Origin of the sequence: Geminocystis herdmanii PCC 6308 (assembly GCF_000332235.1) — a bacterium.
GTDB lineage: Bacteria > Cyanobacteriota > Cyanobacteriia > Cyanobacteriales > Cyanobacteriaceae > Geminocystis > Geminocystis herdmanii.
The window spans coordinates 209554-221135 of record NZ_CM001775.1; the positions used below are offsets into that span (position 1 = coordinate 209554).

The 11582-nt window shown below is 35.9% G+C and carries 10 protein-coding genes; 6 read left to right on the top strand and 4 right to left on the bottom strand.

The genetic code is table 11. The annotated features are described in order from the left end of the window. Nucleotides 1-84 precede the first annotated feature (84 nt). Nucleotides 85-915 carry an inositol monophosphatase family protein gene (locus SYN6308_RS01155; RefSeq protein WP_017292592.1) on the bottom strand — a complete coding sequence of 277 codons (831 nt, stop codon included), beginning with the start codon at nt 913-915 and terminating at the stop codon, nt 85-87. A gap of 290 nt (nt 916-1205) precedes the next feature. Between SYN6308_RS01155 and murG the strand changes: the two genes are divergently transcribed. The 4 genes from murG (at nt 1206) to SYN6308_RS01175 (ending at nt 5034) form a co-directional block, all read left to right on the top strand. Further along, on the top strand, nt 1206-2273 hold the full coding sequence (gene murG / locus SYN6308_RS01160) for an undecaprenyldiphospho-muramoylpentapeptide beta-N-acetylglucosaminyltransferase (protein WP_017292593.1): 1068 nt from the start codon (nt 1206-1208) through the stop codon (nt 2271-2273). A 180-nt stretch (nt 2274-2453) separates the two neighbouring features. After that, the gene (locus SYN6308_RS01165; RefSeq protein WP_017292594.1) at nt 2454-4436 is read left to right on the top strand and encodes a mechanosensitive ion channel family protein; all 1983 of its coding nucleotides are present in this window, start codon (nt 2454-2456) and stop codon (nt 4434-4436) included. 56 nt (nt 4437-4492) lie between these two features. After that, nucleotides 4493-4816, top strand: coding sequence for a DUF4258 domain-containing protein (locus tag SYN6308_RS01170; RefSeq protein WP_017292595.1), 324 nt, complete (start codon nt 4493-4495; stop codon nt 4814-4816). Then, nucleotides 4813-5034, top strand: coding sequence for a hypothetical protein (locus SYN6308_RS01175; RefSeq protein ID WP_017292596.1), 222 nt, complete (start codon nt 4813-4815; stop codon nt 5032-5034). The genes SYN6308_RS01170 and SYN6308_RS01175 overlap by 4 nt, the downstream gene beginning before the upstream one ends. Nucleotides 5035-5137: 103 nt before the next feature. Here SYN6308_RS01175 and SYN6308_RS01180 read toward each other — a convergent pair whose 3' ends face one another. The 3 genes from SYN6308_RS01180 to SYN6308_RS01190 all read right to left on the bottom strand — a co-directional run bounded on the left by SYN6308_RS01180 (nt 5138) and on the right by SYN6308_RS01190 (nt 9390). Continuing rightward, entirely contained in the window at nt 5138-5755 is a 618-nt protein-coding gene (locus SYN6308_RS01180) for a metal-independent carbonic anhydrase (RefSeq protein WP_017292597.1), read from the bottom strand. Nucleotides 5756-5925: 170 nt separating this feature from the next. After that, a complete protein-coding gene (locus SYN6308_RS01185; RefSeq protein WP_017292598.1) occupies nt 5926-7653 on the bottom strand; it encodes an ABC transporter ATP-binding protein in 1728 nt (575 codons plus the stop codon). A 315-nt stretch (nt 7654-7968) separates the two neighbouring features. Continuing rightward, nucleotides 7969-9390, bottom strand: coding sequence for a dihydrolipoyl dehydrogenase family protein (locus SYN6308_RS01190; protein WP_026101849.1), 1422 nt, complete (start codon nt 9388-9390; stop codon nt 7969-7971). Between the two features lie 195 nt (nt 9391-9585). Here SYN6308_RS01190 and thrC point away from each other — a divergent pair, with 195 nt between their 5' ends. Together thrC and SYN6308_RS01200 are read left to right on the top strand one after the other, a co-directional pair. After that, a complete protein-coding gene (thrC, locus tag SYN6308_RS01195) occupies nt 9586-10899 on the top strand; it encodes a threonine synthase (RefSeq protein ID WP_017292600.1) in 1314 nt (437 codons plus the stop codon). 127 nt (nt 10900-11026) lie between these two features. Then, nucleotides 11027-11302, top strand: a complete 276-nt coding sequence (locus SYN6308_RS01200) for a MoaD/ThiS family protein (protein ID WP_017292601.1) — start codon at nt 11027-11029, stop codon at nt 11300-11302. The last annotated feature ends 280 nt before the right edge of the window (nt 11303-11582 follow it).

An 11582-nucleotide genomic window follows, 5' to 3' on the forward strand; every position in this document is an offset into this window, starting at 1 on the left:
AAAAATATTTACCCTAGTTTGTAGTAAGGGTTTTAACCCTTATTTCCTTGAATACGTTCGATGTTTATTCTCCATTCTTAATTTTTAAGAATAAATTTTCTGCTTAACCGAAGTCATACTGACTTCGATTAACGGCTTAAATGTGCCAATCAAATTTTCTTGGGCTACGGCTAAACAAGGAAAACCCACATCTCCATAATTCACTCCTTTGGTTAACGGAAAATTAGCTTCTCCCAGTAGCACTAAATTACCACCTGCACCCCTTAAAATAGGATAAGCCCCAGCTATATCCCAAATTTTTGGACTGGCTTCGATCGCACCTAGTGTAGCACCAAAGGCTACTGACATTAAATCATAGCTAGTAACTCCCGTTATCCTAATTTTGCAAGGAAAAGGATTTTTGAGTATGTCTAAACTGCGATTACAAAACATCACTACATGATTGAAGCTAGGTCGATCGAAACTGGTATAAATAGGATTATTATTAAGATAAGCACCTTTAGGGCTAGTTAAACCAGTATTTTCAGAAAAATAACCGTGATATGTCTGGTTAATTTGGGGAAAATGGATAAATCCAAATACAGGTATCCCTTGATAAAGTAAGCCAATGGAAATACCCCATATGGGAATACCCCGTGTAAAATTAGTTGTGCCGTCAATAGGATCAATTACCCAACACCAATCTGTATAGGGTAAAATATGCTCGGTTTCTTCTGTCAAAACTCCGTGGGTGGGGAAACACTGCTTAATCGCCTTTCTCAATTCAAAATCTGCCCATTTATCTGCTTCGGTAACTAGACTACCATCCGCTTTACGAGTTGGCTCTAGTTGGGCAAAATCTTCTAATAATTTTTCTCCGATACGGTGGGTTATTTGCCGACAAAAATTATATACTTCCTGCCAAAAATAAATCATCTTTTTTCCCCTGTTTGGTTACTTCGATGAATCAAGGCTTTATTTCTTGAGCTTAAAATTCATCTTCTCAAAGTATAGCAGTGACTTATGAGCTATCAACTATAAGTATTCTTCACTTTATAGATAAATAAAAGTAATATAAAGAATGGAGAATGGAGAATGGAGAATGGAGAATGGAGAATGGAGAATGGAGAATGTTCATCATGACAATAATGAAATGAAAATCTGCTAAAATACTCGTCAATAATTTTTAAATTATCGATCGAGCCTAATCTTTTACTCTAAATTCTGTGTCTGTTAAAAATCCTAACTTATTAATCGCCGCTAGTGGCACTGGTGGACATTTATTTCCTGCTTTAGCTGTAGCTCAACAATTACCTGATTATAATATCTGTTGGTTGGGAGTGCCTCATCGTCTCGAAACTTCTTTAGTGCCTAAATCTTACCCTCTTTTAACGGTAGATATTGATGGTTTTCAAACCAGTTTCGGGGTTAAAACTATTGTTGTAATGTTGAAGATGATTAAGGCGATCGCCAAAACCTATCAATTGATTAAGTCAAAAAAGATTGACATCGTATTTACCACAGGAGGATATATTGCTGCCCCTGCCATTATTGGGGCAAAACTAGCCAAAATTCCTGTTATTTTACATGAATCAAACTATATACCGGGTAAAGTCACAAAATTGTTAGGGGGTTGGTGTAATCTTGTGGGCATTGGTTTTACTGGCACAAGTCGATATTTACCGAAGGCAAAAACTCAATGGGTAAGCACTCCTGTAAGGGACGAATTTTTATCACCCCAATCCTTAGATTTACCCATACCTGATGATGTCCCTTTAATTGTGGCTATGGGAGGCTCTCAAGGGGCTGTAGGGCTGAATAAATTAGTGAGACGATCGACCCCTCGTTTATTAGAACAGGGTGTTTATATTGTCCATTTAACGGGAAATCAGGACGATGAAATTGGTACGTTTAAGCACGATCGATATTTAGAAATGCCTTTTTATGATGCCATGGCGGGGTTACTACAAAGAGCAGATATAGCCATAAGTCGATCGGGTGCAGGTGCATTAACAGAGTTAGCCATTACCAAAACTCCTTCTATTTTAATACCCTATCCATTTGCCGCCGAAGATCATCAATTTTATAATGGACAAGAATTTGTCAGTGGTGAGGCTTCATTACTTTTCAGGCAAGAACAATTAACCCCAGATTTATTAACAGAAACTGTGTTAGATTTATTAAATAATTCTGACAAATTAGCAAATATGGGAGAAAAAGCTGGAAATTTAGCCTTAGTAGATAGTGCTAAAATTTTGGCTCAAATAGTAGAAGAATTAAGAATTAAGAATTAAGAATGAAGAATTAATTATCTCCCCGTCTGCCTGTCTTCCTGTCTTCCTGTCTTCCTGTCTCCCTGTCTTCCTGTCTCCCTGTCTTCGGAGTCTTCCTAACTCCCTAACTCCTTAACTCCCTAATCCCCTGTCTCTGCGAACATCTGTTACTATATCACTTGAACCTATAGAGATTTTAGAATGATGATTCGTAAAATTAGTCAATATTGCCTAATCTTCTTGGTGAGTTTGCTTTTTTGTGTGGGTTTTAGCCCTCAAGTATTGGCAGTATTACCTTTTTTGCCTAATTTGGAAAGTCCGACAACTCAGTTACCTGAAACTCCCACTTGGGATTTAAACCGAGCTAGAAACTGTGGTAGATTTGTCTGTAGCGATGTATTTTTTCATGGTAATAGACGATGGTATAAGGATTTAATTACCCTTGCTTCTGCTAGAGATAATCGCCCCATTCGAGATGTCTCTTTTGAAATTGAGCAACGGGCAAGATTAGTACAATATGTTTTTCGACAAATTTTTGAGAATATTAGTACATCTGATCAGCTAGGACAAATAGAGGTAAAGAATTTAAAGTTTTGGATATTGACGAAAGAAAAACCTATCCATCCCTTAACTCCTATTGTGGATGTGGGCTATGAAAATAATCAAAATGTAATTTTTATCGCTGGTAAACCAGAATTAGGATTAACTCAACAAACTATCCTCACGGTTACGGGGGTTGATGCTAGGGCAAATAATACGGATGTTCAAGATTTAGCTCAACAATGGCGTATCAAAGTGAGAGATTCCCTTAGTGAAGCTATTTGGGGTTTAGAAATGGATAGGCAATTGCCTTTTTTGCGGTTACAAGTGTCTGTGATGACGGTTATTGTTGCATTGGTTTTAATTTTTATCATCAGAATTTTCCAAAAGTTGATTTTTAGACACAGAAAAAGTCTTCTTTTAGAATTGAAGGAGTTAGAACATAGTTTAATTATAGATGCAGAAGCGATCGCTACTGATAGTTCTATTTCTTACAATGATAAAAAATCTCAACATCAAAAAGAATCTAAAGTTGTAGAGGAAGATAATGGTAACGGTTTTCAAAATATTCTTTCTAGGGGTATTGATGGCAGTCGCAAGTTAATTCAGGATGGGGTGTGGTTATCGGCAAAATTGTTGCCTAAAAGTATCAGAAAGAAACAAAACATTATTCGACAGCGTATTAATATTGTTGAATTGATCATGAGTCTTTCTTTTTTAAGTCAAGTTACTATCTTACTGTTTACTATCGGCTCGATCGCATTTACCTATCGAGAAACTCGTTTTTTGTTTAATCTTTTCTTTCTCCAAGCCTTGCTATTTCCTGTGATTTGGATATTGATGGTTTTTTGTGATAAGTTTGTGGATTTTTGGGTGGATTATGCTTTGAATGAATGGGCAAAAGAACAGCAAGAGTTACATCCTGATTCTAATCGCCCAACACTAAGGATTAATACTTACTCTCCCGCCCTTCGAGGTGCTACCACTGTGGTTTTTACCGCTTTAGGTATTTTTATCTATTTATCTTTTATCGGTATCAATGCCAGTGTCTTGACAGGGGCAGGTGCGATCGCCGTAGTATTTGCTTTCTTATCCCGTAATTTGTTGGAAGATATGCTTAATGGTATCTTAATTTTTGTTACCGATCGATATGCGGTGGGAGATGTGGTAAATATTAATAATCTGGGGGGTTTAGTGGAAAAAATGAACCTTTATACTACTTCCTTAAGGGATTTAGATGGTAACTTAACGGTCATTCCCAATGGTAGAATTTTAACGGTGATTAACATGACAAAAGATTGGTCTAGGGTTAACTTTACGGTGGAGGTAACTTGGGATACTGACTTAAAAGGAGTCGTCACCATTTTAAAATATATTGGTGAACAGATGTACGATGATCCTCAATGGCGAGAAAAGATGTTATCCCCTGCGGAAGTTTTAGGGCTCGATCGAATTAACTATGAAGGTATCATGATTAGGGTATTAATTAGAACAAAACCGATACAACAATGGGATGTGGGTAGAGAATATCGTTGGCGCGTCAAAGAAGCCTTTGATTTAGCCGGAATTAAAATTGGTGTACCTCAAACGGAAATCTTACATCGTCCTTCGGATAATAATATTATTCCCTCGCTTTATAATTAGGGGAGACAACGAGATAAAAGTTTGGAATTAGGAATTAATCAAAATATTCAGTAGAGATGAGTGAAACATTTAGTAAGATATTAAAATTAATTAAAAATAAAGAAATCAAAATATCTGCTCATGGCTATGATGAACTAGCAAACGATAACATTTTTGTACAAGATATTATCAAGAATATCGATCGAGCTAAAATTATCGAAGACTATCCTGACTATCCCAAAGGAGCTTGTATTTTGTTGTTACAACAAGATAATCAAAATAAAGCAATTCATACGGTATGGGGTATTCCGAAAAATGCTGATTCTCCAGCAGTGTTAATTACGGCATATCGTCCCACTTTTGAGCGTTGGGAAAATGACTATCAAACCCGAAAATTATGAAAACGAAAACTCAAACAAAAATTATTCGTCAGGGTGAATATCTAGCAGAAATTAACATCATTGTTACATATACCGATGATGATTGGTCTCCTTATCTATCCCTTGAGGAAGCACAAAAACTCGATAACCTACGTCTTGCCCTTGAAAATAAAGACTTAAAAACAGCAACTCAACTAGCTCAAATTTATCACCTTACTCCTGTAGCTTTAAGTGCTTAAGGAATAGACATCTTCAAAATTGAGAGAATAAGAATTAAAAACCAGTAGGAGTTGAATCATATTTAACCCCTACAAACTAAGAAAAAATCTTTTCTTCTATCTCCTATTTTTCTGTAAAAGGTAGTGAGGAATGATGCACAATAATTCTCAATTTACCGTTATCATCCTTAAAAAACTGCCAAGTCTTGTCCACTGTGGTAATATTACCATCTTTATCCGTAAGAGTCACATTCCCCATGGTAGTCGCCGTGTTACCAGAAATAAAAATACCGGCGTTTTTAATCTCCACTTTACGCCAACCGCCCAATGCAAAACCTTGATCATTGGGAAATTCTGGATCATTACCGACAAAGTACGCTAAAGCTCCGGCACGAGTAGTACGAAAAGTTTGAGGACGAACAGTAAGTGTAGGGTTAAAAAGTACAATGCCAAATTGATAGCCATAGGCTTCGTCAATTACTCTTCCAGCCAATGATGAAGCCGCTTCGATACCATTATTGTCGTAGGTTGTCGCAATAGCTACCAATGCTTCCCCCCAAGCCTTTTGAGCGGCTAATACTTCACTTTTAGTAATTGCTCTATTGACAATGGGTGTTTCGACATCTATGACATTAACATTAGTCGATTCTATAACCGGTGTCTGAGCAAAAATAATTCGGGGAAGGGAGACAAATGTCACCGTAGCAAATAATACTGATATACTTGTTTTTAAAAGTTTCATAGATGGATGTTTAAATTTTTAGTGGTTGGTTACAAATTGTAAATTTACCTAACGATAAACATTAACACAAAAAAAAGTATTGATTATTTATTACTTGAGTATTTTTTGTTATCCATCTGAAAATAAGAAAACCACTTAATCGATGTATTTGACTCTAGTTAAAAAATCGGTTAATCATTTAATTGTTGAGCGTGAAAACGGGCATATTTTCCTTGTTTTGCTAACAATTCCTCGTGAGTGCCAGATTCGATAATTTCTCCTTGTTCTAGTACTAATATTCTTGTCGCTTTTCTGACGGTGGCTAAACGGTGAGCAATTACAAACACTGTACGCTGTTCCATAATGCGCTCTAGGGCTTCTTGTACTAAGGCTTCTGATTCTGAGTCTAGGGCGGATGTAGCTTCATCTAGTATCAATATTTGCGGATTGGAAAAGATTGCCCGTGCGATCGCAATCCGTTGCCGTTGTCCTCCTGAAAGACTAACTCCCCTTTCTCCCACATAGGTATAATATCCTTGGGTTAAGGTACTAATAAATTGATGGGCGTTAGCAATTTTTCCTGCTTTTTCTACTGCTTGAATATCAAAATTTTTACAACCAAAAGCAATATTTTCGGCGATCGTGCCTGAAAAAATGTTAGTATCTTGAGGTACGATAGCAATTTGTTGTCTAAGACTTTTTACAGTTGGATTTTTAATATTAATATTATCAATTAAAATTTCTCCAGACAAAACATCATAAAAACGTAGTAAGAGGTTAACTAGGGTACTTTTACCCGCTCCTGATGAACCAACTAAGGCAATTACTTCCCCCTTTTTCGCCGTCAAATTAATATTTTTGAGGACTAATTTATCGCTGTCATAACCAAAATTAACATCTCGATATTCTACTAATCCATTAACATTTAATAACTCGATTGCGTCGGTTTTTTCAGTGATTAAAGGTTGTATTTCTAACAACTCATAAACGCGCTCGATCGATGCTTGACCTTGTTTAAATTCATTATAATTATTCGTCGTAATACTAATAGGATCAATTAACAAAACTACCGCCACAATATACCTAACAAAATCAGCACCGGTGATGTTATCTAAAGAGATTTGCCAAGCACCTAAAAATAATAAAAAAATGATGCTCATTGCCTCTAAAAATCCCACTACTACAAACTGAAGGGCTTTAATTTTTTCGGCGGCAAATTTACTTTTACGATTATTTTCTGCTTCGATGACAAATCGATCGATCTCATATTCTTCAGCAGTAAAGGCTTGAACTAATCTAATACCCGAAAAAACTTCCGTAATCAATGCTGATAAATTTGATACCCTTGCTTGGCTTTTTCTTGTCAAATTTAATAGCTTATCCCCAAACCAAGTTACTAAACCTGCCATCAAAGGAGCAACTATAAAAGTAGCAATAGTTAATTGCCAATTTACAAAAATCATATAGCCTAATAGTACAATTAACTGTAAAATACTAGGAATAAATTGCTGAAAAAATTTATTAATAACCTCTCCAATTCGATCGACATCTTCCGTTAATCGATAAGCTAAATCACCAGTTTTTGTTACTTCAAAATAATTTAAACTCAACTTTTGTAAATGACTATAAACTAATCGGCGTAAATCCAGAGTAATATTAAGAGCTGCTTTTGCCATAAAAGTATCTTGCCCGTATTGTGCTACACCTCTAAGCAAAAAGACAACGGCGATAACTCCGGCAAAAGGGATAATAGAATTTGTATCACCAGTGCCAACATATTCTGTCATCGAACCTGATGCCCATGCTAAGATAGGCCAAAAGATAGTAAAACCGATGGTAAAGATAAAGGCGATAATGATAGTTTGTCTTTCTTGACGAAGATAGGGTAATAAGTAGCTTGTTTTTGGTGGTAATTTCAAAACGATTAATATTGATTAGGTATTAGGTAAGCAATGATAAATTAGACAATCATTTTACCTTAAATGTCGATTGAATGCCCCGTTAAAATTTACAACCAAAAATACTCACAGAATTTAACGGAGAATGAAAAGCACTCAACCAAAAAATATCCGTAGGTAGGCAATCCCAAACTTCCTGTTTTGAAAGGGCGGGTTTTTGGTTTTTGGTTAAAAAGTGAAAAATCAAGGTTTTGAGACTTTGTATAGATAAAGTTATACAAAATTGTTTTAAATAAAATTAAAGTAAAAATGCTAATTTTTTGAGATAGAAATAGGCTACTCTAACCAACGGCGAAAACTAAAAAAATTATTTAATAAGTTTTGTAAAGTTAAATTTTTAGCATAATTTTGTTTAGTAAAAAGTAATGCTGTTTTACTATTAATTTCGCTTAAAGTTGGGTAAATATGAATACCAGTTAAACTACTTACTTTGAGATTATTTTTCATTGCTAATATAATTTCATTGATTAATTCTCCTGCGGATTCTCCAATGATTGTTGCCCCTAAAATATCCCCTTTTAAAGTAGTAATAATTTTTGCAAATCCTGTTATTTTTCCTTCTGTTTGATTTCGATCGATCCCTTGAATTTCTTGTTTTAAAACTATGATATTATCTCCATAAATATTCCTAGCTTGACTTTCTAATAAGCCAACTCTAGCTAATTCAGGGGAAGTAAAAATGCCATAGGGAATGACTCGATAATCAGCTTTTTTGCTAGGGAAAAAAAGAGCATTTTGCAGTACGATCGTCGCTTCATATCCTGCGACATGGGTAAATTGATAACCGCCAATCACATCACCGCAACCATAGATTTTTTTATTGGTAGTTTGCAGTTTTTCATTAACCTTAATTCCCTGTTGATTATAGTCAACATTTGCCTTTTCTAAATCTAAAGATTTGATGTTCGGAGTACGTCCAACACAAACTAAAATTTCTTCAGCAATTAACTTTTCACCTAGCACAAAAACAACTTTTTTACCATCAATTAATTCCACTTTTTCCGCTTTAGCCGACTTAATTATTCTTATCCCTTCTTCTTGAAACTGATTTTCGATGATTTTTGAGGCTTCTGGGTCTTCTTTAGCTAAAAGTTGACTTCTACTGGCTATAATAGTTATTTTCGAGCCTAATCTTCTTAATGCTTGTCCTAACTCACAGGCGATGGCGCCTCCTCCCATAATAACCATAGATTTTGGTAATTCCCTTAAAGAAAAAACCTGTTCATTGGTAATAAAACCCACTTCCTTTAACCCTTCAATATCAGGAATTTTAGGACTTGAACCCGTAGAAATCACAAAATTACGAGCTTGTAATTGTCTCCCATCAACTTCAAAAGTATTTTTATTGATAAATTTACCATCTCCAAAAATAACTTCAACTCCTAACCCCCTAAATCTTTCGGGAGAATCGTGAGGTTCGATCGTGCTAATTACATTATCAACATGACGAATTACTTGATCAAATTTAATCTCCACATCCTGACTATAAACCCCAAAATTACCGCTATTTTGTACTTGATAAGCCATTCTACTAGCATGAATCAAGGATTTACTTGGTACACATCCATACCATAAGCAATCTCCCCCTAAACGATGCTTTTCTACTAAGGCAACTTTGGCTTTTAATTGTGATGCCGCACTAGCTACAACCAAACCACCTGAACCGCCTCCGATAATCACTAAGTCATATTCTTTCATGGTGAGAGTACCTTTTTTACTGTTGTTCCTATTCTCTCTCAAAGATGAAAATACAAAACAATTTGAGCTTAAAATCCCGACTATTTTAGTCGGGTATATTTGCCAACTAATTAAATAACTGTTATAGTTTGAAAAAGCAATCATTTAAAGATTATTTTCAGATTCATCATTATCGATCACACAGGAGAAGATAAAATGACCCAAGCACTCGATCGTCCCGTCACTAACACCCCTAAATTTAAACCTACCTTCACCAAATTAGTTTCTAAAGAGGGAAATACAGAATATCCCCTTAAAGCAATCCATATTTGCGAAGAAACCTTTGCACCCTTAGAAGTAGCCTACGATTACGATGCTATCAAAGCTCAAGTAAGCCGTGAAAGTATCGCTAATGGGCCTAATTCTATCTGGCGCTATAAAGCCTTTTTGCCCGTTGAAAGTGAAAATCCCATCGATGTGGGTACTGGGATGACTCCCCTTGTGAAATCAAATCGTTTGGCTCGTCGTTTGGGTCTGAAAAATCTTTATATTAAAAATGATGCTGTTAATATGCCTACCCTTAGTTTTAAGGATAGAGTTGTTTCTGTTGCTTTAACCCGTGCTAGAGAGTTAGGTTTTACTACCGTTTCCTGTGCTAGTACCGGTAATTTGGCTAACTCCACTGCTGCGATCGCCGCCCATGCAGGTTTAGACTGTTGTGTTTTTATTCCTTCGGATTTAGAAGCAGGAAAAGTTTTAGGCACATTGATCTATAATCCTACGGTAATGGCTGTTAAAGGTAACTATGACCAAGTTAACCGCCTTTGTTGTGAAGTTGGTAATACCTATGGTTGGGGTTTTGTTAATATCAACTTACGTCCTTACTACTCTGAAGGTTCTAAAACTTTAGGTTTTGAAGTGGCTGAACAATTAGGGTGGAAGTTACCTGATCATATTGTTGCACCTTTAGCCTCTGGTTCTTTATTTACCAAAATTCATAAAGGTTTCCAAGAGTTCGTTAAGGTTGGCTTAGTGGATGATAAACCTGTGCGTTTCAGTGGTGCGCAAGCGGAAGGTTGTTCACCTATTGCCCAAGCCTTCAAGGAAGGTAGAGATTTTGTTATCCCTGTTAAGCCTAACACCATCGCAAAATCGATCGCCATTGGTAATCCTGCGGATGGAATGTACGCTTTAGATTTAGCTCGTAAAACTAACGGTAATATCGAATCCGTCACCGATGCGGAAATTATTGAAGGGATCAAATTATTAGCGGAAACTGAAGGTATATTTACAGAAACGGCAGGAGGCACAACCGTTGCCGTATTAAAAAAATTAGTGGAAGCAGGAAAAATTGATCCTGAAGAAACTACCGTTGTTTATATCACTGGTAATGGCTTGAAAACTCAAGAAGCTGTACAAGGTTATATTAGTGAGCCTTTCTTAATCGAACCTAAATTAGATAGCTTTGAACGTGCTTTAGAACGCTCTCGTACTTTAGAGCGTTTAGAATGGCAACAAGTCTTAGTGTAATAAACTTATCCAATAATTCTAATTTATTCATCGTAGAACAGGCATCTTGCCTGTGTTTTTCGTAATCAAGGGTTGAATATTATTCAACCCCTACAAATTTGTTAACTTTATTAAAATTACTCAAAATATGTCCGTTAAAGTATTAATTCCCACTCCTTTACAAAAATTTACTAAAGAACAAGCTACGATCGAATGTAGTGCAACTAATGTTCAAGAATTGATTGATGCCTTAGAAGCGAATTGCCCCGGTATCAAAGCTCGTTTGTGTGACGAACAAGGTGCGCCCCGTCGTTTCCTCAATTTCTATGTTAATAGTGAGGATATTCGCTTTTTAGATAATGTGGCAACTCCTTTAACCGATGGTGATGAAGTAAGTATTGTACCTGCGGTTGCTGGGGGCTGATCAAATTTTCGTAAAACAGGCATCTTGCCTGTCTCATTTCCCCCCCACTTTTTTTTGATTTCTTTATAGCCTAACTTCTCCCTAAATATTTGTATTAAAACACACTTCAAACTCTTTAATATCAAGATTTATAGGGAATTTAGAGACAAAGGTTACTAGATACATTTTGTCAAAAATCGAGTGTCTCCTTTGATTTATATAGTTTCGATCGATTCTGTAGAGTATTTTGAGGCGTTTCCTTTACCAAAAATATAGTAGAAATATATTTTATAATGAGTAA

What these genes read in the sequence shown, in the direction of transcription:
- SYN6308_RS01155 (WP_017292592.1), bottom strand. Translation starts at nt 915, where the DNA reads ATGATTTATTTTTGGCAGGAAGTATATAATTTTTGTCGGCAAATAACC.
- SYN6308_RS01165 (WP_017292594.1), top strand. Translation starts at nt 2,454, where the DNA reads ATGATGATTCGTAAAATTAGTCAATATTGCCTAATCTTCTTGGTGAGT.
- SYN6308_RS01170 (WP_017292595.1), top strand. Translation starts at nt 4,493, where the DNA reads ATGAGTGAAACATTTAGTAAGATATTAAAATTAATTAAAAATAAAGAA.
- SYN6308_RS01175 (WP_017292596.1), top strand. Translation starts at nt 4,813, where the DNA reads ATGAAAACGAAAACTCAAACAAAAATTATTCGTCAGGGTGAATATCTA.
- SYN6308_RS01180 (WP_017292597.1), bottom strand. Translation starts at nt 5,755, where the DNA reads ATGAAACTTTTAAAAACAAGTATATCAGTATTATTTGCTACGGTGACA.
- SYN6308_RS01190 (WP_026101849.1), bottom strand. Translation starts at nt 9,390, where the DNA reads ATGAAAGAATATGACTTAGTGATTATCGGAGGCGGTTCAGGTGGTTTG.
- thrC (WP_017292600.1), top strand. Translation starts at nt 9,586, where the DNA reads ATGACCCAAGCACTCGATCGTCCCGTCACTAACACCCCTAAATTTAAA.
- SYN6308_RS01200 (WP_017292601.1), top strand. Translation starts at nt 11,027, where the DNA reads ATGTCCGTTAAAGTATTAATTCCCACTCCTTTACAAAAATTTACTAAA.